Raw genomic sequence first — 23,598 nt, forward strand, 5'->3', positions numbered from 1 at the left:
AACCTTCTTCTCAGCCATCGCTCTCGCCGCAACCGTTTTGTTCTGGCTATGAAAAAGAACGAGTCTGGAGCCTAGGACACGGACTGTTCGACCCTCACCGCCCCCGCACCAGGCCTCGCGCCAATGTGGTCACGATAAAGCTCAGCGCGGCGACGCAGACGATGCTGGGGCCTGCCGGTGTGTCGAACAGGTAGGCGCCGTAAAGGCCGGCCAGCGCCGACAGACCGCCGATGCCCGCCGCCCCCAGTGCCATCCCCTCGGGCGTGCCGGACAGGGGCCGGGCGGCGGCGGCGGGGATGACCAGCAGTGCCGCGATCAGCAGCACGCCCACCACCTTGATCGCCACCGCGACCACCACCGCCAGCGCCAGCGTCAGCCAGGTCTCGGCCCGGCGCGGATCGACCCCGGCGGCATGGGCCAGATCGGGGTTCAGCGTTGCGATCAGCAGGTCGGACCAGCGCCACAGCGTCAGCCCCAGCACCAGCGCGCCGCCGCCCCAGATCACCGCCAGGTCGCCGCGCGACACCGCCAGGATATCGCCGAACAGAAAGGCCATCAGGTCCAGCCGTACATCGGCCAGCAGCGACACCGCCACCAGCCCCGCCGCCAGCGCCGTATGCGCCATCACCCCCAGCGCCGTATCCATCGCATAGCCGCGCCCGCGCATCAGTGTCACCGCCGAGGCCATCAGCACCGCCGCCAGCACCACCGCCGGCAGGATCGGTGCCGACAGCGCCAGCGCCAGCGCCACGCCCAGCACCGCCGCATGGGCCGTCGCCTCGCCGAAATAGGCCATCCGCCGCCAGACCACGAAACAGCCCAGCGGCCCCGAGGCCAGCGCAACGCCTGCGCCCGCGAGCGCTGCGCGGATCATGAAATCGTCCAGCATCACCGGTCTCCGTGCTGATGCATATGCTCTGCGCCATGGTCGTGGCCGCAATCGTCGTCGTGGCTGTGGCTGTGCTGGTGGCGGTAGAGCGCCAGCGCCCCCCGCGTGCCGGTGCCAAAGAGTGCTCGGTATTCCGGCGCGTCGGCCACCACCTCGGGCGTGCCCTCGCAGCAGATATGACCGTTCATGCACAGCACCCGGTCCGAGGCGGCCATGACGACGTGCAGATCGTGGCTGACCATCACCACCGCGCAGCCGAGGTCCTGTCGGACCTCTTCGATCTGTTGATAAAACGCGGCCGATCCGGGCTGGTCCAGCCCCTGCGTCGCCTCGTCCAGCAGCAGCAGGTGCGGGCGTTCCAGCACCGCGCGCGCCAGCAGCACGCGCTGGAACTGGCCGCCCGACAGGTCGGTCATCTGCCGGTTGGCCAGGTCGGGCACACCGGCGCGGGCCAGCGCCTCGGCGGCGACGTCCTGCGGCACCCGGCGCGGCAGGCTCAGGAACCGGCTGACGGTGATCGGCAGCGTCGCGTCGATCGCCAGTTTCTGCGGCACATAGCCGATGCGCAGGCCCGGCGCGCGGATCACCCGACCCGAAGCCGGGGGCAGGGCGCCGATCAGCGCCCTGAGAAAGGTGGATTTGCCCGAGCCGTTGGGGCCGACGATGGTGACGATCTCTCCCGGTGCGACAGCGACGGTGATATCGGCAAGCACGGTGCGGCCGTCGACCCGGATGCTCAGCCCCTCGGCGGCAATGACCGGAGTGATCATGCGGCCTGACCCGCGCAGCCGGGACAGAGACCCTCGGCCTCGACCACGATCCGTTCGATGGTGAACCCGGCCTCGGCGGCGGCCTTGCCCAGACGGCCCTGTTCCAGCTCGGTTCCCGCCTCGGCCACCGCCTTGCAGTTGCGACAGATCAGAAAGGCGGGCACGTGGTCCTCCTCGGGATGGGCGCAGGCGGTATAGGCGTTCAGCCGCTCGATCCTGTGGGCGAACCCGTTCTGTACCAGGAAATCCAGCGCCCGATAGGCCACGGGCGGTTGCGAGCCCAGCCCGTCGGCGGCGAGAATGTCGAGGATTTCATAAGCGCCCATGGCCCGGTGACGGTCGAGCAGGATTTCCAGCACCCGGCGGCGCACCGGCGTGAATTGCAGCTTGTGCGCGGCGCAATGGCTTTCGGCCTGATGCAGCGCGGTGGCGATGCACTGGCTGTGGTCGTGACGTTCGAAACCTTTGGCTGTCATTCGGGCCTCCCGGCGAATTTCAGGCTTGATATGTTATAACATCCCCGATATCAAGTCGCGCAAGTTGTTACACTATAACATGTTGAGGTATCCATGACCCGTCTATCCCTATCCGCGTTGATGATGACCTGTGCCACGCCGCTGCTGGCCGAGGTGCCGCAGGTTGCGGTCGATATAGCGCCCGTTCATTCGCTGGTGGCCCAGCTCATGGCCGGGGTTGGTGAACCGGACCTGATTGTGCGCCCAGGTGCCTCGCCGCATGGTTATGCCCTGCGCCCGTCCGAAGCGCGAGCAGTGCAGCAGGCCGATCTGGTGGTCTGGATGGGCGAGGAGCTGACCCCGTGGCTGGAGAAGCCGCTGTCGTCGCTGTCGGGCGAAGCCCGCCATATCGCACTGCTCGAACAACCTGCGACGGCACGGTTGGGATATCGCGATCTGGCGCATGATGACCACGAAGATCATGACGATCATGACGATCACAAGGAACATGCAGATCACGAAACGCAGGGCGACAAGGGGCATGACGATCACGCGCAGGCCGCGCATGACGACCATGACGGCGATCATGATCACAGTGGCACCGACCCGCATGCCTGGCTCGATCCGGGCAATGCCAGCGTCTGGCTGTCGCTGCTGGCCGAGGAACTGGCCGGGCTCGATCCCGATCACGCGGACCGGTACCGCGCCAACGCGGCCGAAGCGCAGGCCCGCCTGGCCGAGCTGACAGTCCAGATCGCGGCAGAGTTGCAGCCGATGCAAGGTAAACCCTTTATCGCGTTTCACGATGCCTATCAGTATTTCGAGCGCCCCTTTGGCCTGACGCTGGCCGGCACCGTGTCGCTGGGCGATGCCAGCAGCCCCAGCCCGGCCCGGCTGGCGCATCTGCGCGAAGAGGTGGTGGAAGAGGGGGTGACCTGCGCCTTTTCCGAACCGCAATACAACACCGCCCTGATCGAAACGGCGGTCGAGGGGACGGGCGCGGCGATTTTCGTGCTCGATCCACTGGGCGCTGGGCTTGAGCCGGGACCGGAGCTTTATCCGCAGGTGCTGCGCGACATGGCGGCGAGCTTTGCCGCCTGCGCGGCGCGCTGAACGCCAAGATGCTATTCGGCGGCGCTGAACCCTTCGATCAACTGGCGTAGCCCCAGCGCAGCGCCAGCAAAGATCGCCAGAAAGGTTACCGGGGCGCTGATTGCCAGCAGGCTGAAGGCGGTCAGCCCCTGACCCACGGTGCAGCCCATGGCGATGACCGCGCCGGTCCCCATGATGGCCGCGCCCAGGATCTGGCGGCGCAGCTCACGCGGATCCTCGCAGGCCTCCCAGCGGAAATGACCCTTGATCAGCGAGCCGATAAAGGCGCCTGCCCAAACCCCGGCGACCGAACCTACCGCAAAGGACAGTGGGCGCACCGAACCGGTCATCGCATAGAGGATGGTCTCGCCCACTGGCGCCGAGAAGCTGTGGGAGACGACCTGTAGACCATCGAAGCCGTTCTGATAGACCCAGAAGCTTCCAGCCCAGCCGCTGACGACCGCGCCAGCGACCACAAGCGACCAGAAGATGGATTTCGGCTCGCGTCGCATGTCCCGTGAGCTAAGTGCACCAAGGCAAAGGAGCAGCCCGATGGCGATGCCGATCACATGTACCGGCAGGCCAGTCAGCACATGGGCGTGATGGGCCAGCCCCGGCGGCAGGTCGCCGGCGACCTCGATCTGGGGAAACAGCAGGTTGCGCAGCGGCGCCAGAGGTCCGGCCAGGGTGACATAGGTAAAGACCCCCATCACCAGAACGATGACAAAGGCGCGCAGATCGCCACCGCCCAGCCGCGCGATCGAGCCGTAGCCGCAATTGCCCGCCAGCGCCATGCCATAGCCGAACATCAGACCTCCCAGGATCGAGGCCAGCGGCATCCAGCGGATCGACAGGTAATAGCTCTGCTCGGGATCGAGCCAGCCCAGCCCCATCAGGCCGAAACTGCCCGCCATGGCGGCGCCGATGGCCAGCACCCACATCCGCATCCTGAGGTCCGAGCCGCCATAGAGCAGGTCTTCGATCGCGCCCAGGGTACAGAACCGGCCCAAGCGTGCGGCCAGCCCCAAAGCAATACCGCCTAGAAGGCCGATCAACGCGACGGCCTGGCTGTCGCTCAGCCAAACAAGCATGTTTTCCTCCCCACGCTCCGGTGGCCGGTTCCGCTTCTTGGCGACCGGAACCGGGTGGGCGGCTCAGTCGTTGTTGCAGAACAGGTCGTAGACCACTTCCAGTATCCGCCTTGGCCGCTCATCTGCCAAGCGGTAATAGATCGCCTTGCCCTCGCGGCGCGGAATCACCAGACCTTCGAGCCGCAGACGGGACAGTTGTTGCGACACCGCTGCCTGACGGGCGGCAAGCAACTCTTCCAACTCGGTTACCGATTTCTCGCCCGATACCAGATGGCACAGGATCATCAGCCGCCCTTCGTGACTGATCGCCTTGAGGAAATTCGACGCGGTGGTGGCATTGTCGACCATCTTGTCGAGTTCATCATTGGCCATATCGGTCGAAAACTTCGGAAGTGCCATGTCTCTTGTCCTCGTCCCCGGGTCGGTCCCGGGCAATATCTCAAGCGTCAACCCTCTGTCTGGCGCGCCGGGCGCCCTTTAACCGATTTGCCGCGCGTAATCCACCATCACACGCGAATATGTTTGTTCTCGTGTCCCGCCTGCTCAACTGCTGCCGGGAGGTTTGGGCACAAAGCCCGTGTGATCGACCAACAGCTTTTCCAGCAGCGGCCAGAAGAAATCCTCGCCCGGATAGCCTTCGAGTCGCGCCAGCTCGCGCCCGTCCTCGACGATCAGAAAGGTCGGGGTGAACACCACCCGGCGCACGGTTTCCAGATCGGCGGGGATCGCCCGCAGATCGACCCGGCGCAACGGGGCAAAGGCGCCCTCGGCGGTCTTGGGGTAGATCGGCGCGATTTCCTCGTTCCAGCGGGCGCACCATTCGCAGCCATGCTGCTCGACCATGACCAGTTCCGCCGCCAGCGCCGGCAAGGCAAGGACCGCCGCCAGACCCGCGGCCAGAAAGTTTCTCGTCATGCCCATGAATGCACCGTTGACCTTTCACTGACACAAAACATAATTTGAATGTGTGAATAGATCAAGCCGCGCGCAAGCGCCGTGCATCACAAGGCCGACAGATGTTCGAAATTTCCTATCTTGGTGCACTGTTTGCCGGGCTGCTCAGCTTCTTTACCCCCTGTGTGTTGCCGATGGTGCCGTTCTACCTGTCCTATATGGGCGGGCTCAGCATGGCCGAGCTGCGTGGCGACGGGCGGATCGCGCCGGGGGCGCAGCGACGGCTGATCGTGTCGTCCATCGCCTTTGCCGCCGGGGTCACCTCGGTCTTTATGATGCTGGGTATGGGGGCGACCGCGCTGGGGCGGCTGTTTGGCACCTATCTGGACACTCTGTCCTGGGCGGCGGCCGCGATCCTGGTGGTGTTCGGCCTGCATTTCCTGGGCGTGATCCGGGTGCCGCTGCTCTATCGCGAGGCCCGGATGGACAGTTCCATGCCCGCCTCGACCCTGCTTGGGGCCTATCTGATGGGTTTGGCTTTCGGCTTTGGCTGGACACCCTGTGTGGGCCCGGCGCTGGCGGCGATCCTGATGATTGCCAGCGGCATGGGCGAAATCTGGCGTGGTGGCCTCTTGCTGCTGGTCTATGGCGTCGGCATGACCGCGCCTTTTGTGGCAGCCGCCTTTTTCGCGCGTCCCTTTCTGGGGTGGGTCCAGCGCCATCGCGCCGCCTTTGCCTGGGTTGAGAAGGGGATGGGGGCAATGCTGATCGTATTTGCTATCCTGATTGTCACCGGCGGCGTGAACTGGATCGCCGATGCGATGATCCGTTGGGTTCCCAGCTTTTCGGCACTGGGCTGAGGGGCGGGCTGATTATGAGGTGAGGAGATGAGAAGATTTCTGGCGATACTGGGCCTGCTGGCCCTGACGGGTGGTGCGCAGGCTGCGGAACTGGGCGATGACGGGCTGCACAAGACCGCGTGGATGCGCGACACGTTCAAGGATCTGCGCGAGGACCTGGGCGAGGCCAACGCAGAGGGCAAACGCCTGGTGCTGTTCTTTGAGCAGCGCGGCTGCGTCTACTGCGCCAAGATGCACAAGGAGGTGTTTCCCCGGCCCGAGGTGAGCAGCTATATCGAAGAGAACTATTTCGTGGTACAATTGAACCTGCACGGCGATATCGAGGTCACCGATTTCGATGGCGAGGCGCTGTCGGAAAAGGACATGGCCCGCAAATGGGGCATCCTGTTCACGCCGACGATTCTGTTCCTGCCCGAAGAGGTGGCCGAGGATCAGTCGGCCCAGCAGGCGGCGGTGGCGGTGATGCCCGGCGCCTTTAGCGCGGGCACCACGCTGGACATGTTCACCTGGGTTGCTGAAAAGCGGTATGCGCTTGATAACGATGAGGATTTTCAACGGTATCACGCGCGGCGCATTCAGGAGCGCAGCAATGGTTCCACGGACTGAGCGTCGGGCGCAACAAAATTCCAATTCACATTTGTGAATTTGATGTTGCGTTCGGGGTGGTTCGTGGCCTACGGTATACCGAGCGAGTTTCGCCACGTGCGCAGACACGTGGGAGCCAATGGGAGGACACATGAAGACAACTATTCTGACGCTGGCCGCCGCGCTGATCGGTGGCGCAGCTTGGGCGGGTGAAACTGCACCAGGCGATGTGGTCTATGCCGACGGCGCCGTCGAGGCATCGCTGACCGGAACACCCGGCGATGCGGCCAACGGTGCCATGGTCGTGGGCTCGAAAAAGCACGGCAACTGCGTCGCCTGCCATCAGGTCAGCGCATTGGCGGATGTGCCCTTCCATGGTGAGATCGGGCCGTCGCTGGACGGCGCGGGCAGCCGCTGGAGCGAGGCCGAGCTGCGCGGGCTGGTCGCCAATGCCAAGCTGACGTTCGAAGGGTCGATGATGCCGTCCTTCTACCGGATCGACGGCTATGTCCGCCCCGGTGATGCCTATACTGGCAAAGCGGCTCAGGGCGCACTGACGCCTCTGTTGTCGGCGCAAGAGATCGAAGACGTGGTCGCATTCCTCGCGACCCTCAAGGACGAATAAGCCGTGCCGGAACCGCGCGGCGACAAACAAAGGAGAGCAACGATGGATTTCTCACGTCGTGACACCCTGGGCTTGGCCCTGGGCGCAGCGGCCCTGACGGTGCTGCCGTTCCGCGTGAACGCCGCCGCCGAGGACCGGATCGCCGAGTTCACCGGCGGTGCAGACATGGGCGAGGGCGGGCTGACCCTGACCGCGCCCGAGATTGCCGAGAACGGCAATACCGTTCCGATCGAGGTCAGCGCCCCCGGCGCGACGGCGATCCTGGTTCTGGCCATGGGCAACCCGACCCCGGGCGTGGCGCAGTTCAACTTCGGCCCGCTGGCTGCTGCGCAGTCGGCCTCGACCCGCATTCGTCTGGCCGGGACTCAGGATGTTGTCGCCATCGCCAAGATGGCCGACGGCTCCTTCGTCAAGGCCAGCTCGACCGTAAAAGTGACCATCGGCGGCTGTGGCGGCTAAGCCCGCGCGTCCGATAATCAGGAGACAAGACACATGGCATCTGGTGTTAAACCCCGCGTGAAGGTCCCGAAATCGGCAGCAGCCGGCGAGGCGATCACGATCAAGACGCTCATCAGCCACGCGATGGAAAGCGGTCAGCGCAAGGACAAGGAAGGCAATGTCATTCCGCGTTCGATCATCAACCGCTTCACCTGCGAATTCAACGGCCAGTCGGTGATCGACATCACCATGGAGCCGGCGATTTCCACCAACCCCTATTTCCAGTTCGAAGCGACTGTGCCCGAAGCGGGCGAGTTCGCCTTCACCTGGTATGACGATGACGGCTCTGTCTACAACGACAACAAGTCGATCACGATCGCCTGATCCGCGGTCCTAGGCAAAAGATGCTGCCGCCCGGTGCGCGAACCGGGCGCGGCCAATCACCCAAGGGAGGAATATGGATGAAAGTCAGGGCAATGACCGCGATTGCCGCGTTGCTGGCCGCGCCTCTGGCGGCGGTGGCCGGCCCGGACGGCGATGAGTTGGTCGTCAACGGCGAGATCAACATGGTCACCCAAACCGAAGCGCCCGCCCATCTGGATGGCGCGCTGTCCGAGTTGTACTCGGGCTGGCGCTTCCGTTCGGACGAGACCCAGGCGTTGCAGATGGATGACTTCGACAACCCGGCCATGGTCTTTGTCGACCAGGCGCAAGAGGCGTGGGACACCGCCGATGGATCCGAGGGCAAATCCTGTGCCTCGTGCCACGGCGATGCTGCCGACAGCATGGCGGGCGTGCGGGCTGTCTATCCCAAGTGGAACGAGGCCGCCGGAGAGGTGCGCACTCTGGAAGCGCAGGTCAACGACTGCCGCGAGAACCGCATGGGCGCCAAGGCGTGGAAATATGACGGTGGCGACATGGCGTCGATGACGGCGCTGATCTCGGTGCAGTCGCGCGGCCTGCCGGTCAATGTGGCGATCGACGGCCCGGCCCAGGCAACCTGGGAGATGGGCAAGGAAATCTACTACACCCGCTACGGTCAGCTGGAGCTGAGCTGTGCCAATTGCCATGAGGACAATTATGGCAACATGATCCGCGCCGACCACCTGAGCCAGGGGCATATCAACGGGTTTCCGACCTATCGTCTGAAGAACGCCAAGCTGAACACGTCCCATGCCCGCTTCAAGGGCTGCGTCCGCGACACCCGCGCCGAGACGTTCAGCCCCGGCAGCCCGGAATTCGTGGCGCTGGAACTCTATGTCGCCAGCCGCGGCAACGGCCTGTCGGTCGAAGGACCCTCGGTCCGCAACTAACACCCGGGCCCCGCACCGGAATACCGGTGCGGGGTCTTTTTTGCCCAGACAAATTCACTTTTGTGAATTTATGATGAAAACGATCAGGAAAAGGCTGCCTCATGATCTCCCGTCGCGACTTTCTTCAGGTTTCCATGGCCGCATCGGCCCTGGTGGGGGCCTCCGGCTTTGGCAATTGGTCCCGGCTGGCCGCGCAGCAGGCGCTGACCCAGGACCAGCTCCTGGAATTCGACACGTTCGGCAACCTGACCCTGATCCATATCACCGACATCCATGCCCAGCTGATGCCGATCTATTTCCGTGAGCCAGAGGTCAATCTGGGTATCGGCGCGGCCAAGGGGCAGATGCCGCATGTCACCGGCGCCGATTTCCGCCGCTTCTACGGGATCGAGGATGGCAGCCCATCGGCCTATGCGCTGACATATAACGATTTTTCCTCGCTGGCCAGGGCCTATGGCCGGGTGGGCGGCATGGACCGGGTCGCCACCGTGGTGAACGCCATTCGCGCCGACCGGCCCGATGCGCTGCTCTTGGACGGCGGCGATACCTGGCATGGCTCCTATACCTGCTTCCACACCGAGGGGCAGGATGTCGTCAACGTGATGAACGCGTTGAAACCCGATGCGATGACCTTTCACTGGGAATTCACCCTGGGCACCGACCGGGTCACCGAGCTGGTCGAAAGCCTGCCCTTTGCCTCGCTGGGCCAGAACATCTTTGACGCTGAATGGGACGAGCCGTCGGAGCTGTTCAAACCCTACAAGTTCTTCGAGCGCGGCGGCGTCAAGGTCGCGGTCATCGGCCAGGCCTTCCCCTATATGCCGATCGCCAATCCGGGCTGGATGTTTCCCGAATTCTCGTTCGGCATCCGCGAAGAGAACATGCAGGCCATGGTCGACGAGGTCCGGGCTGAGGGCGCCGAGGTCGTCGTGGTGCTGAGCCATAACGGCTTTGACGTGGACAAGAAGATGGCGGGTCGGGTCACCGGCATCGACGTCATTCTCAGTGGCCACACCCATGACGCGCTGCCCGAACCGGTGCTGGTGGAACAGACCTATGTGATCGCCAGCGGCTCGAACGGCAAATTCGTCAGCCGGGTCGATCTGGATATCCGCGATGGCCGGATGATGGGTTTGAAACACAAGCTGATCCCGATCTTTTCCGACGTGATCGCCCCCGACCCGCAGGTCACCGCCCTGATCAACGCGCAGCGCGAGCCGCATATCGACCAGCTACGCGAGGTGATCGGGCGCACCGCCGATGATGCGCTGCTCTATCGTCGCGGCAATTTCAACGGCACCTGGGACGACCTGATCTGTGACGCGCTGATCTCTGAGCGCGACGCCGATATCGCCATGTCGCCCGGCGTGCGCTGGGGGCCGTCGATCCTGCCGGGGCAGGAGATCACCCGAGAGGATATCTGGAACGTCACCTCGATGAGTTACGGCGCCGCCTATCGCACCGAGATGACCGGAGAGTTCCTGCATGTGGTGCTCGAGGATGTGGGCGACAACCTGTTCAACCCCGACCCCTATTACCAGCAGGGCGGCGACATGGTGCGTGTCGGCGGGCTGGGCTACCGCATCGACGTGACCAAGCCGCAGGGGGAACGCATCAGCGACATGACCCTGCTCAAGACCGGGGAAAAGATCGACCCGGCCAAGAATTACGTCGTCGCCGGCTGGGCCAGCGTCAACGAGGGCACCGAAGGCCCGCAGATCTGGGATGTGGTCGAAAACCACATTCGCAAACTGGGCACCGTCAACGTGACCCCCAATACATCGGTCGAGGTCGTGGGCGCCTGAGGCGCTCACAACCAGCGTAAATTTTTTGAGCGATTGCATTCACATACGCGAATGCAGTGATGCAAAGGAGGCAACAGTATGAGTGAAAGCTCTGGCAAGCACAGCCCGTCGCGCCGCCGGTTTCTGACCAGTGTCGCGGCCGCCGGTGCAGGGGCCGTGGCGGCGGGCGCGGCACGGGCCGCAGGTCCCGATCCGCTGATCACCGAGGTTCAGGACTGGGCGCGCGCCACCGGCGATGGTGTGGACGCGACCCCCTATGGCCTGCCCATCGAATACGAGGGCGACGTCATTCGCCGCAACGTGGAATGGCTGACCGCCGACACGATCAGCTCGATCAACTTTACCCCGATCCACGCGCTGGATGGCACCATCACCCCGCAGGGATGTGCCTTCGAGCGGCACCATTCGGGCGCCATCGCGCTGAAAAAGGAAGATTACCGCCTGATGATCAACGGGCTGGTCGATCAGCCGCTGGTCTTCTCCTATGCCGATCTGGAGCGTTTCCCGCGCGAAAACCACGTGTATTTCTGCGAATGCGCGGCAAACTCGGGCATGGAATGGGCCGGTGCCCAGCTGAACGGCGCCCAGTTCACCCATGGCATGATCCATAACATGGAATATTCCGGCGTCTCGCTGCGCACCCTGCTTGAAGAGGCGGGCTTGAGCGCGGCGGGCGATCTCAAGGACAAATGGGTCTATGTCGAAGGCGCCGATGCCTCGTCCAACGGCCGCTCGATCCCGATGGAAAAGGCGCTGGATGACGTTCTGGTCGCCTTCAAGGCCAATGGCGAGGCGCTGCGCAAGGAACATGGCTATCCCGTGCGCCTGGTCGTTCCCGGCTGGGAAGGCAACATGTGGGTCAAGTGGCTGCGCCGGATCGAGGTGATGGACGGCCCCGTCGAAAGCCGCGAGGAGACCTCGAAATACACCGACACGCTCGAGGATGGCACCAGCCGCAAATGGACCTGGGTGATGGACGCCAAATCGGTCGTCACCTCGCCCAGCCCGCAGGCGCCGATCACCCATGGTGCCGGTCCGCTGGTGATCACCGGCCTGGCCTGGTCGGGCCGAGGTGCGATCACCGGTGTCGATGTCTCGATAGATGGCGGCAAAAGCTGGCAGCCCGCCCGCCTGGCGGCGCCGGGACAGGACAAGGCGCTCACCCGGTTCTATCTCGATACCAACTGGGACGGGTCCGAGATGCTGTTGCAAAGCCGCGCCCGCGATTCCAGCGGCTATGTGCAGCCCACCAAGGCGCAGCTGCGCGAGGTGCGGGGCCTCAACTCGATCTATCACAACAACGCGATCCAGACCTGGTGGGTCAAGGCAAACGGAGTGGCCGAAAATGTCGAAGTTTCCTAAGCTGACCCTCACCGCCTCGGTCACCGCGCTGATGCTGTCGGCGCCGGCCTGGGCGGGCGAGTTTGGACTGGGCCGCCCGGCGCTGCCTGAAGAGATCGCCGCCTGGGATCTGGATGTCAGCCCCGATGGCACCGGCCTGCCCGCAGGCGAGGGTTCGGTCGAGGATGGCGAGATGGTGTTTGCCGAACACTGCGCCATCTGCCACGGCGATTTCGCCGAGGGGGTCGACAACTGGCCCAAGCTGGCCGGTGGCATGGACACGCTCGACCGCGAGGATCCGCTCAAGACCGTGGGCTCCTACTGGCCGCACCTGTCCACCGCCTGGGACTATGTCAACCGCTCGATGCCCTTTGGCAACGCGCAGTCGCTCAGCCCGGACGAGGTCTATGCGATCGTGGCTTATATCCTTTATTCCAACGATCTGGTGGACGACGATTTCGTGCTCTCCAACGAGAATTTCGCCGAGGTCGAACTGCCCAACGCGGGCGGGTTCATCATCGATGACCGCGAAACGTCCGAGGCGCATTTCTGGACTGACGCGCCCTGCATGGAAAACTGCAAGGACACGGTCGAGATCACCATGCGCGCCCGCGTGCTGGACGTGACGCCGGATACGGGCGGGGACAACGCGGCCGCGGCACAGCCCGAGGGGGCGGCCACTGTCACCGAAGCGGTAGCAACCGAAACGGCGGCGGAACCTGCGCCTGTGGAAGCGGCGGCGCTTGATCCCGAGCTGGTGGCAGCGGGTGAAAAGACCTTCAAGAAGTGCAAGGCCTGCCATCAGGTCGGCGAGGGTGCCAAGAACAAGACCGGCCCCATGCTCAACGGGATCGTTGGACATGCCGCCGGTGCGGTTGACGGGTTCAAGTATTCCAAGCCGATGCAGGCCGCTGGCGAAGGCGGGCTGGTCTGGACCGAGGACGAACTCGCCGCCTTCCTCGCCAAACCCAAGGCCTATATGAAGGGAACCAAGATGTCCTTTGCCGGTCTGAAGAAGGAGGATGATATCGCCGCCGTCATCGAATACCTGAAGAGTTTCGAGTAAGCGATGCGCTGGCTGGGAGGAGCGATACTGGCCGGGGCCGCCCTCACGGGTGCGGCCCGGGCCGACGAGACCGCGCGGGACATCGGCGATGCCGCGCGCGGGGAGGGGCTGTTTCAGGTCTGTGCCAGCTGCCACCAGGTGGGCGAGGGGGCCGAGCATGGCACCGGGCCGCATCTGAACGGCATCTTCGACCGCAAGGTCGCCCAGTTCGAGGATTTCGACTATTCCCCGGGCATCCTGCGCGCCCGGCGCGACGGGATGGTCTGGGACCTCGAACATCTCGACGCCTATCTGACCAATCCCAAGACGCTGGTCTCGGGCACCAACATGGAGTTTGCGGGCCTGCCTGACGCGCAGGACCGGGGCGACATCCTGGCCTATCTGCGCCGGTTCTCGGCCAGTCCCCAGAACATCCCCGAAGCGGCGCCCACCGCGCTGAAACAGGATGTGGAACTGGCGCCCGAGGTGCTGGCCATGGTGGGCGATCCCGAATATGGTGAATACCTGTCCACCGAATGCACCACCTGCCACCAGACCGATGGCGAGTATGACGGCATTCCGGTGATCACCGGCTGGCTGGCCGAGGACTTCGTTCTGGCCATGCATGCCTACAAGCAGAAGATCAGGCCACACCCGGTGATGCAGATGATGGCCGGGCGGCTGTCGGACGAGGAGATCGCAGCACTGGCCGCCTATTTCGAAGCGCTGGAATGACTTCCGGCGCTCATTTGTTTCTTGGAGGAGGAAACCAGATGACTTTGAACAGACGGACATTCCTGGGCACTGGTGTCGCGGCGGCGGCGGCGCTTCAGGCGCCGGTCGTGCTAGGTGCGGGCAAACCCCGTGTGGTGGTCGTTGGCGGCGGTGCCGGCGGCGCCACCGCGGCGCGCTATATCGCCAAGGGCGCTGCCGGGGCCATCGACGTGACCCTGGTTGAGCCGACCCGCAGCTATTACACCTGTTTCTTCTCGAACCTCTATATCGGCGGCTTTCGCGAGCTGTCGAGCATCGCCCATTCCTATGGCAAGCTGGCCAGCGAATACGGCATCAACGTGGTGCATGACTGGGCTGTGGGCATCGACCGTGACGCGCGCACCGTCAGCCTGGCAGGCGGCGGCGTGCTGCCCTATGACCGGCTGATCCTTAGCCCCGGCATCGACTTTGTCGATGGCGCGGTCGAGGGGTGGGACGTCAGCGCCCAGAACAAGATGCCCCATGCCTACAAGGCCGGGTCGCAGTCGGAACTGCTCAAGGCGCAGATCGAGGCGATGCCCGAAGGCGGCACCTTCGCCATGGTGGCCCCGCCCAATCCGTTCCGCTGCCCGCCCGGACCTTACGAGCGGGTTTCGATGGTGGCGCATGTGCTGAAACAGAAAAACCCGACCGCCAAGATCATCGTGGCCGACCCCAAGCCGAAATTCTCGAAAATGGCGCTGTTCCAGGAGGGCTGGAACACCCACTATTCGGGCATGGTCGACTGGATCGGTCCGGATTTCGGCGGCGGCGACGTTTCGGTCGATCCCGAGGCGATGACCGTCACCATCGACGGCGAAGAGACCAAGGTCGATGTCTGCAACGTGATCCCGGCGATGAAGGCGGGCCGTATCTGCGAGATCGCGGGCATCAACGAAGGCAACTGGGCGCCGGTCATCGGCCATACGATGCAAAGCCGGATGGACGAGAATATCCACGTGCTGGGCGATGCCACCAATCAGGGCGACATGCCGAAATCGGGCTTCTCGGCCAACAGCCAGGCCAAGGTGGCGGCGATGGCGGTGCGCGCGGCGCTGACCGATTCCAAGATGTTCCCGGCCAAGTTCTCGAACACCTGCTGGTCGCTGATCGGCACCGATGACGGGGTCAAGGTCGGCGCCACCTACGAGGCGACGGACGAGAAGATCGCCAAGGTGGACGGCTTTATCAGTGCCACCGGCGAAAGCGCCGAACTGCGTCAGGCCACTTACGAGGAGAGCATCGGCTGGTATGCCGGCATCACCTCGGACATGTTCGGCTGAACGGCCGCGTGGGGCGTGGTCCGCTTAGGACCACGCCTTGCGGAAGGAATGCGGCGAGGCGCCATAACGGGCGCGGAACTGCCGCGACAGGTGGCTGGTATTGGCAAAGCCGGTGGCGGCGGCAATCTCGGCCACGGTCATGTTGGTCTCGTTGAGATAGATGAAGGCACGCTCGATCCGCAGGTTGAGGTAGAACGCCATCGGTCCCTGATCCAGGTAGCGTTTGAACAACCGCTCCAACTGACGGCGCGAGATGCCCAGCCGGTCGCACAGGTCGTCATTGGTCAGCGGCTCCTCAAGTTCCGCCTCCATCAACTCGATCGCCTTGAGCAGCGCGGGGTTGCGGCTGCCGATCGCCACCGACCGCGCCGAGCGCTGCGGCGATTGCCGGCCCGAGCGCATGTGGATGCACATGTCGGCTACCACGATGGCCAGCTTGGGCCCGTGCTGCTTTTCGATCAGGGCCAGCATCATGTCGATGGCGGTATTGCCGCCGCCGCAGGTGGTGACCCGCCCGTCCAGCTCGTAGATGTTCGGGGTCGGTGTCAGATCCGGAAAGGCCTCGGCAAAGCCGGGCTGGTTTTCCCAATGCAGGGTGAAACGGCGCCCTTCCAGCAGCCCCGCCCGGGCCAGGGCAAAGGCACCGGTACAGATGCCGCCCAGGGCGCTGCCATGGCGGTATTCCCGCCGCAGCCAGGCCAGTACGGCGGGGGAGTAGCTTTTCTCCGGTTCGACCCCGGCGCAGACAAAACCCATCGCCTCGGGCGGCAGCGGCGCCAGCGCCTGATCCGGGGTGATGCGCAGCCCGTTGGAACAGGTGACCGGCGCGCCGTTCTCGGTCATCGTATGCCAGGTATATAGCTGCTTCTTGGTCAGCTGGTTGGCGATGCGCAGGGGTTCGATGGCCGCCGCCACTGCCAGCATCGTCGCCTTGGGCAGCAACAGAAAGCGGAAATCCTGCGACGGCCCGTCATAGTTCAGCGAAACCGAGGCGGAGGCTGCTTTGGAAACAAAGGGGGTCTGGGTCATGGCGCTCTGATCGGGAAGGAGCCGGCAAGGGCTCCGACGGGTTACATGCCCGTACCGTGCTGCTTGCCCGGCGCAAGGTCAATATGCGTCGCATTGTTGCCGATTTGCGTCATGCCGTCGTGCGTGTCTGCGGCAAACGAATTCGCCTCCGGCCCTTGCAGCCCCCCCAAGGCGACACTAAGACTCGTGTAACCCTCCTCGGGTAATGTCCCGAACCAACGCTAAGAGCAGGCAGGTCCCAGATGTTCGATCCCGTCGATACCTACATGAATACCCTTGTCCCCATGGTGGTCGAACAGACCAGCCGGGGCGAGCGCGCCTATGACATCTTCTCGCGCCTGCTGAAGGAGCGGATCATCTTCATCAACGGCCCGATTCATGACGGGATGAGCCATCTGATCGTGGCTCAGCTGCTGCATCTGGAGGCCGAGAACCCGAACAAGGAAATCTCGATCTACATCAACAGCCCCGGTGGCGTGGTGACCAGCGGCCTGTCGATCTATGACACCATGCAGTATATCAAGCCGAAATGCTCGACCCTGGTGATCGGCCAGGCGGCCTCGATGGGCTCGGTCCTGCTGGCGGGTGGTGAAAAGGGCATGCGCTTCTCGCTGCCCAACAGCCGCATCATGGTGCACCAGCCCTCGGGCGGGTATCAGGGCCAGGCCAGCGACATCATGATCCATGCCGCCGAGACCCAGAAGCTCAAGGACCGGCTCTATGACATCTATGTCAAGCACACCGGCCAGACCAAGAAAGCCGTTGAAAAGGCGCTGGACCGCGACAATTTCATGTCGCCGGAAGAGGCCAAGGAATGGGGTCATATCGACGAGATCGTCGAAAGCCGCAGCAAGGGCGACGACGCCTGATCGGCAGGTGGTGCGCGGACAACCCCGCGCACCGGGAAGTTTGACATTGTAGCGGCCGGTATGCTGGCCTAAGCTTCATGAACAATCGGCCTCCCGCCCGCGCGGAGCGGGGCGCCGGGACGAAGGCCGGAAAGGGTGACCATGGCGACGAATTCAGGCGGTGACAGCAAGAACACGCTTTACTGCAGCTTCTGCGGCAAGAGCCAGCACGAGGTGCGCAAACTGATCGCGGGTCCGACGGTGTTCATCTGCGACGAATGTGTCGAGCTGTGCATGGACATCATCCGCGAAGAGACCAAAAGCAGCAGTCTGAAATCCTCGGACGGGGTGCCGACGCCGCGCGATATCTGTGATGTGCTGGATGACTATGTGATCGGCCAGTCCACCGCCAAGCGGGTGCTGTCGGTTGCCGTGCACAACCATTACAAGCGTCTGAATCACGCCCAGAAGGCCGGCAACGATATCGAACTGGCCAAATCGAACATCCTGCTGATCGGCCCCACGGGCTGCGGCAAGACGCTGTTGGCGCAGACGCTGGCGCGCATTCTGGATGTGCCGTTCACGATGGCCGATGCCACCACCCTCACCGAAGCCGGTTACGTGGGCGAGGATGTGGAGAACATCATCCTCAAGCTGTTGCAGGCCAGCGAATACAATGTGGAACGGGCGCAGCGCGGCATCGTCTATATCGACGAGGTCGACAAGATCACCCGCAAGTCGGAAAACCCCTCGATCACCCGCGACGTGTCGGGCGAGGGGGTGCAGCAGGCGCTGCTGAAGCTGATGGAAGGCACCGTGGCCAGCGTGCCGCCGCAGGGCGGGCGCAAGCATCCGCAGCAGGAATTCCTGCAAGTGGATACCACCAATATCCTGTTCATCTGCGGCGGCGCATTTGCAGGTCTCGACAAGATCATCGCGCAGCGCGGCAAGGGCAGCGCCATGGGCTTTGGCGCCGATGTGCGCGCCAGTGACGAGCGCGGGGTGGGCGAGCTCTTTACCGAGCTGGAGCCTGAGGACCTGCTGAAATTCGGCCTGATCCCGGAATTTGTCGGCCGTCTGCCGGTGCTGGCGACGCTTGAGGATCTGGACGAGGATGCGCTGGTCACCATCCTGACCAAGCCCAAGAACGCATTGGTCAAGCAGTATCAGCGCCTGTTCGAGCTGGAAGATACCGAGCTGGACTTTACCGATGACGCGCTGAAGGCGATCGCCAAGCGCGCCATCGAAAGGAAGACCGGCGCGCGCGGCTTGCGTTCGATCATGGAGGATATCCTGCTGGATACCATGTTCGACCTGCCCAGCATGAACGACGTGACCAAAGTGGTGGTGAACGAAGAGGCGGTGACCTCGGATGCGCAGCCGCTGTTGATCTATGCCGAAAACGAAAAGGGATCGGCAAGCGCCGGCTGAGAGCCGGGGAAGAGCGGATAGGGCGGCGCGGAACTTCCGCGCCGTTTTGTGTTGAAGAGGGAGAAGGGGGCGCTGCCCCCGTCACCTGCGGTGACTCCCCCGGGATATTTTCAGCAAGAGGAAGAAGCCATGTGCAGGCATGGCGATCGGGAAAGGAGCAGCAAGGTGGGTATCAGGCGGATTTCATCGGGTGGCCCGTTTGAGGCCAAGATCGGCTATTGCCGTGCGGTGGTGGCGGGCGGTTTCGTGCATGTTGCGGGCACGGTCGGGCAAGGTGATGATGTGGTGGCGCAGTGCCGTTCCGCGCTGGAAGTCATCGGTGCGGCGCTGAAAGAGGCCGGCGCGGGATTCGCCGATGTCGTGCGGGTGAACTACTATCTGCCCGACGCGGCGGAATTCGAGCCCTGCTGGCCGATCCTGGCCGAGACCTTTGGCGCAAATCCGCCGGCGGCGACGATGATCGAATGCGGGTTGATCGATCCCAAATACCGGATCGAGATCGAAGTCACGGCCTTGTTGCCACAATAACGGCTGCGTGGGCCTGTCGCGGGGCTGGCCTCTGGACCTTGGCGCGCGCATCGGTCATATCTGCTGATAAGTCACTTTCGGAGGTACCCTATGGGAATCCTGAACACCCTGCTGCGCGCCGTGACCTGGTGGAACGGTGCCACGCTGAACACCCGGATCTATACCGCCCGCAAGGGCACCAAGGTGGGCGAGGACGCGCAGGGAAACGTCTTTTATCGCAACGGTGATGACAGCCAGCGCTGGGTCATCTTCAACGGAGAGGCCGAGGCCAGCCGAATCGACCCGGAATGGCATGGCTGGCTGCACCGGACCTGGGATGAGCCGCCGACCGAGCGGCCGTTGCCTCACAAGGCCTGGGAAAAGCCGCATCAGGAGAACCTGACCGGCACCCCGCTGGCCTATGTCCCGGCGGGATCACTGCGCCGACCCAAGCCGGTCGAACGGCGCGATTACGAGGCCTGGAGCCCGGAATAAAGAGGCGGATATGTCCAGCCACAACATGACAGAAGTTCTGGTCGGCGGTGCGGTACTGGCCGCGGCGCTGGCCTTTGGCGTTTATGCAAGCCAAGCAACCGGCCTGTCGCGCGCCACCGGCGGATACGAACTGGCGGCTTCGTTCCGCTCGCTCGAAGGGGTGACCGTGGGCACCGATGTGCGGCTGGCGGGCGTCAAGATCGGCACCGTCACCGGGGTCGATCTGAACCCCGAAAGCTATCGCGCCGATACGCGGTTTACCGTCATCGAGGGGATCCAGATTCCCGATGACAGCGCGGCGGTGATCTCGTCCGAGGGGCTGCTGGGCGGCAATTTCCTGGAGATCATGCCGGGTGGTTCGGCCTTTTACTTCGAACCGGGCGACGTGATCGACGACACCCAGGGCGCGGTCAGCCTGATCTCGCTGCTGGTCAAGTTCGTGGCGGGCGACGGGAGCGGCGAGTGATCCGTCTTGCCGCGCTCATTCTGACCCTGCTGGCAGCGCCGGTGCTGGCGTCGGATCAGGTGACCTCGGGCGCCGGGGCCTTGTTGCGCGGCCTGGACAAGGTCAGCGGCCAGACCGAGGATTTCCGGGTTGGAAACGGCGAGACGGCCGAGATCTACGGGCTGGATGTGGCGTTGGGCGATTGCCGCTATCCGGTCGAGAACCCCACCGGCGACGCCTTTGCCTATCTCACTATCTGGGAGCATGGCCAGCGGCAGGCGATCTTTGATGGCTGGATGATCGCCTCGTCCCCGGCGCTGAGCGCGCTGGACCACTCCCGCTATGATGTCTGGGTAATCCGCTGTATGACGCCCTGAGGGCTCTGCTCGATCACGGCCGAGAAATCCGCCGATCCATCCAGCGCGCGTTCCAGCCGGCGCCGGTATTCGGCGCGTGGGATTTCGACCGCGCCCAGCGAGGCCAGATGCGCGGTCAGGAACTGGGTGTCGAACAGGGTGAACCCGGTTTGTCGCAGCCTGTCGACCAGATGTGCCAGCGCGATCTTTGACGCGTCGGTGCGGCGCGAGAACATGCTCTCGCCAAAGAAGGCCGCGCCCAGAACCACGCCATAGACGCCGCCGATCAACTGCGTCCCGTCCCAGATTTCCAGCGAATGGGCATGACCCAAGCGGTGCAGCGCCAGATAGCTGGCGCGGATCTCGGGGTTGATCCAGGTTTCGGCCCGGTCGGCGCAGCCGTCCACCACACCCGCAAAGTCTCGGTCGATGCTGACCTGATAGTCGCCGCGCCGCATGCGCCGCGCCAGGCTGCGTGACAGGTGAAAGCTGTCCAGAGGAAACACGCCGCGTCGCATCGGATCGACCCAGAAAACCTCGGGGTCGTCACGGTGCTCTGCCATGGGGAAAATGCCGATGGAATAGCCATGCAGCAGGAGTTCGGGCGCGAGTGTCATGCCGCGCCCGATACGCGGTGCGGAGCCGGATCCGGGACCCGGCCCCCACGGTCAGTCGGCCAGGTTCTCCGCAAGCCAGCGCTCCAGCCAGTGGATGTTATAGGTGCCGCTCTGGACGTCGGGCTCTTGCAGCAGCGCGTGAAACAGCGGCACCGTGGTGTCGATCCCGTCCACGATCAGCTCGCTCAGCGCCCGTTGCAGGCGGGCCAGCGCCTCGGGCCGGTCGCGGCCCTGCACGATCAGCTTGGCGATCAGGCTGTCGTAATAGGGTGGAATCGAATAGCCGGTATAAAGCGCCGAATCCATCCGAACGCCCAGACCTCCGGGCGCGTGATAGGCGGTGATCCTGCCGGGGCAGGGCGAGAAGTTCGGCAGTTTCTCGGCGTTGATCCGCACCTCGATCGCGTGGCCGTTGATCTGCAGATCGTCCTGGGTAAAGGACATCGGCAGGCCAGCGGCAACCCGGATCTGCTCGCGCACCAGATCGACGCCAAAGATGCCCTCGGTCACCGGATGCTCCACCTGAAGGCGGGTGTTCATCTCGATGAAGTAGAACTCGCCATTCTCGTAGAGGAATTCCACGGTACCGGCGCCGATATAGTTGATCCGGGCCACCGCATCGGCACAGATCTTGCCGATCCGGGCGCGTTCCTCTGGAGTGATGCAGGGGCCGGGGGCCTCTTCGAACACTTTCTGGTGACGGCGTTGCAGCGAGCAGTCGCGCTCGCCCAGATGCACCGCGTTGCCCTTGCCGTCGCCAAAGACCTGGATCTCGATATGGCGCGGCGTGGTCAGGTATTTCTCGATATAGACTTCGTCATTGCCAAAGGCGGCCTTGGCCTCGGAGCGCGCGGTGGAAAAGGCGTGCTCCATCTCCTTGGCATTGCGGGCGACCTTCATGCCGCGGCCGCCGCCGCCGGCGGTGGCCTTGATGATCACCGGATAGCCGATCGCGTCACCGACCCGACGCGCCTCGACCAGATCGGCCACGCCGCCATCCGAGCCGGGAACGACGGGGATACCCAGTTCCTTGGCGGTTTCCTTGGCGGTGATCTTGTCGCCCATGATGCGGATATGTTCCGCCGAAGGGCCGATGAAGGTGATTCCGTGATCTTCGACGATCTGCACGAAACCGGCGTTTTCGGACAGAAAGCCATAGCCGGGATGGATCGCCTGGGCGCCGGTGATCTCGCAGGCCGAGATGATGGCGGGCACCGAGAGATAGCTCTGGCTGCCTGGGGCGGGGCCGATGCAGACCGATTCGTCGGCCATGCGCACATGCATCGCGTCGCTGTCGGCGGTGGAGTGCACGGCAACCGTGGCGATCCCCATCTCGCGCGCGGCGCGGATCACACGCAGGGCGATCTCGCCTCGGTTCGCAATCAGGATCTTGTCGAACATGACGGCGCCCTTATTCGATGATGACCAGCGGGGTGCCGAATTCCACGGCGTCGCCGTCTCCCACCAGGATGCGTTTCACGGTGCCCGCGCGCGGGGCGTGGATGTGGTTCATGGTCTTCATCGCCTCGACGATCAGCAGCGTGTCACCTTCGGCAACGCTGGCGCCGACGCTGACGAACGAGGGCGCGCCCGGTTCACCCTGCAGATAGACGGTGCCAACCATGGGCGAGGTCACGGCGCCCGGATGGGCAGCGGGGTCCTCGGTGCTGGCCGGCGCAGCAGTGGGCGCCGCAGGGGCCGCCGGGGCCGGAGCGGCGTGGGCAGCGGCGGGCACGGCGACCTGCACCGGCGCCGCTGCGGGCAACACGCGGCTGACGCGCACGTTCAGGCTGTCTTCCTCGCCATATTCACGCTTGACCTGTACTTCGGTCAGATCGTTTTCCCGCAGCAATTCGGCCAGCGCCTTGATGAATGCCACATCCGCTTCGTGTCTGCTGTCTGTCATGAGTGTCCTCGACGGTTCCCCTTGGCCCGTTTGTGGTGTTCGGGCTCGTGAATTACGCGGCGTTATAGGCCAAGCGCCGGGCCATGAAAAGCGCCCTGTCATCGGGAAACATGGGGTTTGCGCCGCCCGATTGCGAGGAAAATGCGATCAAAGCGGCATTCCGGAGAGTTTCGCCACCAGTTCCGGCAGCTTGCGGGCGCCGAATTTTTGCAGCAACCGGGCGCGATGGGCCTCGATGGTGCGATAACTGAGGCCCAGTTCCGCACCCACCTCCTTGGCCGACAGGCCCCGGCAGGTCAACAGCGCCACCTCGCGTTCGCGCGGGGTCAGCTCGACCACACGTCGTTCTTCGGAGATGTCGGCAAAACTCCAGATCCCATGGCGGAACGGGTCGTCGGGCGTCAGCGATTTGCCGCGCGCCCGGCACCAGAACAGATCGCCATCGCGGCGGCGCATGATGCGTTCGTCAGTGTAATAACCGGTCTCGCGCATGGCCTGCAGGCCGCGCTTGCCGATGCGCTCGAAATCCTCGTGACTGGGATAGAGCCTGAGCAGCGGCATGTCGCGATAGTCGCTTTCCTGCCCGCCGAACATGCTGGCGAAATGCAGGTTGCACCGCCGGATGACGCGGTTTTCCAGCTCTACCAGACCGATAGGTGCATATTCGAAGCCGGGGTCACTCATGCCGCGTATGGTGACGGGTATTTCTACGGAATTGAAGCGAA

At 63.9% G+C, this 23,598-nt stretch carries 29 protein-coding genes; 18 read left to right on the top strand and 11 right to left on the bottom strand.

What is annotated here, in order from left to right; genetic code table 11:
* Nucleotides 1-94: 94 nt before the first annotated feature.
* The 3 genes from AC2FLM_RS17325 to AC2FLM_RS17335 are packed head-to-tail and all read right to left on the bottom strand — an operon-like array spanning nt 95 to nt 2,135.
* Nucleotides 95-889 carry a metal ABC transporter permease gene (locus tag AC2FLM_RS17325; protein ID WP_044027949.1) on the bottom strand — a complete coding sequence of 265 codons (795 nt, stop codon included), beginning with the start codon at nt 887-889 and terminating at the stop codon, nt 95-97.
* The gene (locus AC2FLM_RS17330; RefSeq protein ID WP_496859292.1) at nt 889-1,659 is read right to left on the bottom strand and encodes an ATP-binding cassette domain-containing protein; all 771 of its coding nucleotides are present in this window, start codon (nt 1,657-1,659) and stop codon (nt 889-891) included. The genes AC2FLM_RS17325 and AC2FLM_RS17330 overlap by 1 nt, the downstream gene beginning before the upstream one ends.
* Complete coding sequence (locus AC2FLM_RS17335; protein ID WP_234139410.1) at nt 1,656-2,135, bottom strand: helix-turn-helix domain-containing protein; 480 nt, start codon at nt 2,133-2,135, stop codon at nt 1,656-1,658. The genes AC2FLM_RS17330 and AC2FLM_RS17335 overlap by 4 nt, the downstream gene beginning before the upstream one ends.
* Nucleotides 2,136-2,228: 93 nt before the next feature.
* Between AC2FLM_RS17335 and AC2FLM_RS17340 the strand changes: the two genes are divergently transcribed.
* Entirely contained in the window at nt 2,229-3,227 is a 999-nt protein-coding gene (locus tag AC2FLM_RS17340; RefSeq protein WP_496859293.1) for a zinc ABC transporter substrate-binding protein, read from the top strand.
* An 11-nt stretch (nt 3,228-3,238) separates the two neighbouring features.
* Here AC2FLM_RS17340 and AC2FLM_RS17345 read toward each other — a convergent pair whose 3' ends face one another.
* From AC2FLM_RS17345 to AC2FLM_RS17355, 3 genes are all read right to left on the bottom strand, one after another.
* Nucleotides 3,239-4,297: a YeeE/YedE family protein gene (locus AC2FLM_RS17345; protein ID WP_496859294.1), complete on the bottom strand. Its 1,059-nt coding sequence runs from the start codon at nt 4,295-4,297 to the stop codon at nt 3,239-3,241.
* A gap of 63 nt (nt 4,298-4,360) precedes the next feature.
* Nucleotides 4,361-4,696, bottom strand: a complete 336-nt coding sequence (locus tag AC2FLM_RS17350; RefSeq protein WP_496859295.1) for an ArsR/SmtB family transcription factor — start codon at nt 4,694-4,696, stop codon at nt 4,361-4,363.
* 144 nt (nt 4,697-4,840) lie between these two features.
* On the bottom strand, nt 4,841-5,218 hold the full coding sequence (locus tag AC2FLM_RS17355; protein ID WP_496859296.1) for a thioredoxin fold domain-containing protein: 378 nt from the start codon (nt 5,216-5,218) through the stop codon (nt 4,841-4,843).
* Between the two features lie 95 nt (nt 5,219-5,313).
* Here AC2FLM_RS17355 and AC2FLM_RS17360 point away from each other — a divergent pair, with 95 nt between their 5' ends.
* The 11 genes from AC2FLM_RS17360 (at nt 5,314) to AC2FLM_RS17410 (ending at nt 15,239) form a co-directional block, all read left to right on the top strand.
* On the top strand, nt 5,314-6,051 hold the full coding sequence (locus tag AC2FLM_RS17360) for a cytochrome c biogenesis CcdA family protein (RefSeq protein WP_496859297.1): 738 nt from the start codon (nt 5,314-5,316) through the stop codon (nt 6,049-6,051).
* A gap of 27 nt (nt 6,052-6,078) precedes the next feature.
* On the top strand, nt 6,079-6,657 hold the full coding sequence (locus tag AC2FLM_RS17365) for a thioredoxin family protein (RefSeq protein WP_496859298.1): 579 nt from the start codon (nt 6,079-6,081) through the stop codon (nt 6,655-6,657).
* A 130-nt stretch (nt 6,658-6,787) separates the two neighbouring features.
* On the top strand, nt 6,788-7,261 hold the full coding sequence (gene soxX / locus AC2FLM_RS17370; protein ID WP_234218619.1) for a sulfur oxidation c-type cytochrome SoxX: 474 nt from the start codon (nt 6,788-6,790) through the stop codon (nt 7,259-7,261).
* 42 nt (nt 7,262-7,303) lie between these two features.
* Nucleotides 7,304-7,720 (top strand): thiosulfate oxidation carrier protein SoxY, encoded by a 417-nt coding sequence (soxY, locus tag AC2FLM_RS17375; RefSeq protein ID WP_234139417.1) that lies wholly within the window; start codon nt 7,304-7,306, stop codon nt 7,718-7,720.
* A gap of 33 nt (nt 7,721-7,753) precedes the next feature.
* On the top strand, nt 7,754-8,083 hold the full coding sequence (gene soxZ, locus AC2FLM_RS17380) for a thiosulfate oxidation carrier complex protein SoxZ (protein ID WP_234139418.1): 330 nt from the start codon (nt 7,754-7,756) through the stop codon (nt 8,081-8,083).
* A 77-nt stretch (nt 8,084-8,160) separates the two neighbouring features.
* Nucleotides 8,161-9,012: a sulfur oxidation c-type cytochrome SoxA gene (gene soxA, locus AC2FLM_RS17385; RefSeq protein ID WP_496859299.1), complete on the top strand. Its 852-nt coding sequence runs from the start codon at nt 8,161-8,163 to the stop codon at nt 9,010-9,012.
* Nucleotides 9,013-9,113: 101 nt separating this feature from the next.
* Complete coding sequence (gene soxB, locus AC2FLM_RS17390) at nt 9,114-10,817, top strand: thiosulfohydrolase SoxB (protein WP_234139420.1); 1,704 nt, start codon at nt 9,114-9,116, stop codon at nt 10,815-10,817.
* A gap of 78 nt (nt 10,818-10,895) precedes the next feature.
* Nucleotides 10,896-12,179: a sulfite dehydrogenase gene (gene soxC / locus AC2FLM_RS17395; RefSeq protein ID WP_496859300.1), complete on the top strand. Its 1,284-nt coding sequence runs from the start codon at nt 10,896-10,898 to the stop codon at nt 12,177-12,179.
* Entirely contained in the window at nt 12,163-13,224 is a 1,062-nt protein-coding gene (locus AC2FLM_RS17400) for a c-type cytochrome (RefSeq protein WP_496859301.1), read from the top strand. The genes soxC and AC2FLM_RS17400 overlap by 17 nt, the downstream gene beginning before the upstream one ends.
* Before the next feature lie 3 nt (nt 13,225-13,227).
* Complete coding sequence (locus AC2FLM_RS17405; RefSeq protein ID WP_234143227.1) at nt 13,228-13,938, top strand: c-type cytochrome; 711 nt, start codon at nt 13,228-13,230, stop codon at nt 13,936-13,938.
* 38 nt (nt 13,939-13,976) lie between these two features.
* On the top strand, nt 13,977-15,239 hold the full coding sequence (locus AC2FLM_RS17410; RefSeq protein ID WP_234218623.1) for an NAD(P)/FAD-dependent oxidoreductase: 1,263 nt from the start codon (nt 13,977-13,979) through the stop codon (nt 15,237-15,239).
* Between the two features lie 24 nt (nt 15,240-15,263).
* On the opposite strand, the gene AC2FLM_RS17415 is transcribed toward AC2FLM_RS17410, so the two are convergent.
* Nucleotides 15,264-16,268, bottom strand: coding sequence for a GlxA family transcriptional regulator (locus AC2FLM_RS17415; protein WP_234143229.1), 1,005 nt, complete (start codon nt 16,266-16,268; stop codon nt 15,264-15,266).
* Nucleotides 16,269-16,510: 242 nt separating this feature from the next.
* On the opposite strand from AC2FLM_RS17415, the gene AC2FLM_RS17420 reads away from it, so the two are divergent.
* The 6 genes from AC2FLM_RS17420 (at nt 16,511) to AC2FLM_RS17445 (ending at nt 20,371) form a co-directional block, all read left to right on the top strand.
* Entirely contained in the window at nt 16,511-17,137 is a 627-nt protein-coding gene (locus AC2FLM_RS17420; protein ID WP_234139426.1) for an ATP-dependent Clp protease proteolytic subunit, read from the top strand.
* 141 nt (nt 17,138-17,278) lie between these two features.
* Nucleotides 17,279-18,547, top strand: coding sequence for an ATP-dependent Clp protease ATP-binding subunit ClpX (gene clpX, locus AC2FLM_RS17425; protein WP_234139427.1), 1,269 nt, complete (start codon nt 17,279-17,281; stop codon nt 18,545-18,547).
* A 129-nt stretch (nt 18,548-18,676) separates the two neighbouring features.
* Nucleotides 18,677-19,075, top strand: coding sequence for a RidA family protein (locus AC2FLM_RS17430; RefSeq protein ID WP_234139428.1), 399 nt, complete (start codon nt 18,677-18,679; stop codon nt 19,073-19,075).
* A 90-nt stretch (nt 19,076-19,165) separates the two neighbouring features.
* Complete coding sequence (locus tag AC2FLM_RS17435; protein WP_234139429.1) at nt 19,166-19,549, top strand: NADH:ubiquinone oxidoreductase subunit NDUFA12; 384 nt, start codon at nt 19,166-19,168, stop codon at nt 19,547-19,549.
* A gap of 10 nt (nt 19,550-19,559) precedes the next feature.
* Entirely contained in the window at nt 19,560-20,015 is a 456-nt protein-coding gene (mlaD, locus tag AC2FLM_RS17440) for an outer membrane lipid asymmetry maintenance protein MlaD (protein WP_496859302.1), read from the top strand.
* A complete protein-coding gene (locus tag AC2FLM_RS17445; protein ID WP_234139431.1) occupies nt 20,012-20,371 on the top strand; it encodes a DUF2155 domain-containing protein in 360 nt (119 codons plus the stop codon). The genes mlaD and AC2FLM_RS17445 overlap by 4 nt, the downstream gene beginning before the upstream one ends.
* On the opposite strand, the gene aat is transcribed toward AC2FLM_RS17445, so the two are convergent.
* From aat to AC2FLM_RS17465, 4 genes are all read right to left on the bottom strand, one after another.
* A complete protein-coding gene (aat, locus tag AC2FLM_RS17450) occupies nt 20,335-20,967 on the bottom strand; it encodes a leucyl/phenylalanyl-tRNA--protein transferase (protein ID WP_234143230.1) in 633 nt (210 codons plus the stop codon). The two genes, AC2FLM_RS17445 and aat, sit on opposite strands and share 37 nt — an antisense overlap.
* Before the next feature lie 51 nt (nt 20,968-21,018).
* Nucleotides 21,019-22,368, bottom strand: coding sequence for an acetyl-CoA carboxylase biotin carboxylase subunit (gene accC / locus AC2FLM_RS17455; protein ID WP_496859303.1), 1,350 nt, complete (start codon nt 22,366-22,368; stop codon nt 21,019-21,021).
* Nucleotides 22,369-22,378: 10 nt separating this feature from the next.
* Nucleotides 22,379-22,873, bottom strand: coding sequence for an acetyl-CoA carboxylase biotin carboxyl carrier protein (gene accB, locus AC2FLM_RS17460; protein WP_234139434.1), 495 nt, complete (start codon nt 22,871-22,873; stop codon nt 22,379-22,381).
* A 147-nt stretch (nt 22,874-23,020) separates the two neighbouring features.
* The gene (locus tag AC2FLM_RS17465; protein ID WP_234139435.1) at nt 23,021-23,557 is read right to left on the bottom strand and encodes a LuxR C-terminal-related transcriptional regulator; all 537 of its coding nucleotides are present in this window, start codon (nt 23,555-23,557) and stop codon (nt 23,021-23,023) included.
* Nucleotides 23,558-23,598: the final 41 nt, after the last annotated feature.

This window comes from Ruegeria sp. SAZD011 (assembly GCF_059612545.1).

Coding starts and splice junctions, on each gene's coding strand:
- AC2FLM_RS17325 (WP_044027949.1), bottom strand. CDS start 889: ATGCTGGACGATTTCATGATCCGCGCAGCGCTCGCGGGCGCAGGCGTT.
- AC2FLM_RS17330 (WP_496859292.1), bottom strand. CDS start 1,659: ATGATCACTCCGGTCATTGCCGCCGAGGGGCTGAGCATCCGGGTCGAC.
- AC2FLM_RS17335 (WP_234139410.1), bottom strand. CDS start 2,135: ATGACAGCCAAAGGTTTCGAACGTCACGACCACAGCCAGTGCATCGCC.
- AC2FLM_RS17340 (WP_496859293.1), top strand. CDS start 2,229: ATGACCCGTCTATCCCTATCCGCGTTGATGATGACCTGTGCCACGCCG.
- AC2FLM_RS17345 (WP_496859294.1), bottom strand. CDS start 4,297: ATGCTTGTTTGGCTGAGCGACAGCCAGGCCGTCGCGTTGATCGGCCTT.
- AC2FLM_RS17350 (WP_496859295.1), bottom strand. CDS start 4,696: ATGGCACTTCCGAAGTTTTCGACCGATATGGCCAATGATGAACTCGAC.
- AC2FLM_RS17355 (WP_496859296.1), bottom strand. CDS start 5,218: ATGGGCATGACGAGAAACTTTCTGGCCGCGGGTCTGGCGGCGGTCCTT.
- AC2FLM_RS17360 (WP_496859297.1), top strand. CDS start 5,314: ATGTTCGAAATTTCCTATCTTGGTGCACTGTTTGCCGGGCTGCTCAGC.
- AC2FLM_RS17365 (WP_496859298.1), top strand. CDS start 6,079: ATGAGAAGATTTCTGGCGATACTGGGCCTGCTGGCCCTGACGGGTGGT.
- soxX (WP_234218619.1), top strand. CDS start 6,788: ATGAAGACAACTATTCTGACGCTGGCCGCCGCGCTGATCGGTGGCGCA.
- soxY (WP_234139417.1), top strand. CDS start 7,304: ATGGATTTCTCACGTCGTGACACCCTGGGCTTGGCCCTGGGCGCAGCG.
- soxZ (WP_234139418.1), top strand. CDS start 7,754: ATGGCATCTGGTGTTAAACCCCGCGTGAAGGTCCCGAAATCGGCAGCA.
- soxA (WP_496859299.1), top strand. CDS start 8,161: ATGAAAGTCAGGGCAATGACCGCGATTGCCGCGTTGCTGGCCGCGCCT.
- soxB (WP_234139420.1), top strand. CDS start 9,114: ATGATCTCCCGTCGCGACTTTCTTCAGGTTTCCATGGCCGCATCGGCC.
- soxC (WP_496859300.1), top strand. CDS start 10,896: ATGAGTGAAAGCTCTGGCAAGCACAGCCCGTCGCGCCGCCGGTTTCTG.
- AC2FLM_RS17400 (WP_496859301.1), top strand. CDS start 12,163: ATGTCGAAGTTTCCTAAGCTGACCCTCACCGCCTCGGTCACCGCGCTG.
- AC2FLM_RS17405 (WP_234143227.1), top strand. CDS start 13,228: ATGCGCTGGCTGGGAGGAGCGATACTGGCCGGGGCCGCCCTCACGGGT.
- AC2FLM_RS17410 (WP_234218623.1), top strand. CDS start 13,977: ATGACTTTGAACAGACGGACATTCCTGGGCACTGGTGTCGCGGCGGCG.
- AC2FLM_RS17415 (WP_234143229.1), bottom strand. CDS start 16,268: ATGACCCAGACCCCCTTTGTTTCCAAAGCAGCCTCCGCCTCGGTTTCG.
- AC2FLM_RS17420 (WP_234139426.1), top strand. CDS start 16,511: ATGTTCGATCCCGTCGATACCTACATGAATACCCTTGTCCCCATGGTG.
- clpX (WP_234139427.1), top strand. CDS start 17,279: ATGGCGACGAATTCAGGCGGTGACAGCAAGAACACGCTTTACTGCAGC.
- AC2FLM_RS17430 (WP_234139428.1), top strand. CDS start 18,677: ATGTGCAGGCATGGCGATCGGGAAAGGAGCAGCAAGGTGGGTATCAGG.
- AC2FLM_RS17435 (WP_234139429.1), top strand. CDS start 19,166: ATGGGAATCCTGAACACCCTGCTGCGCGCCGTGACCTGGTGGAACGGT.
- mlaD (WP_496859302.1), top strand. CDS start 19,560: ATGTCCAGCCACAACATGACAGAAGTTCTGGTCGGCGGTGCGGTACTG.
- aat (WP_234143230.1), bottom strand. CDS start 20,967: ATGACACTCGCGCCCGAACTCCTGCTGCATGGCTATTCCATCGGCATT.
- accC (WP_496859303.1), bottom strand. CDS start 22,368: ATGTTCGACAAGATCCTGATTGCGAACCGAGGCGAGATCGCCCTGCGT.
- accB (WP_234139434.1), bottom strand. CDS start 22,873: ATGACAGACAGCAGACACGAAGCGGATGTGGCATTCATCAAGGCGCTG.
- AC2FLM_RS17465 (WP_234139435.1), bottom strand. CDS start 23,557: ATGAGTGACCCCGGCTTCGAATATGCACCTATCGGTCTGGTAGAGCTG.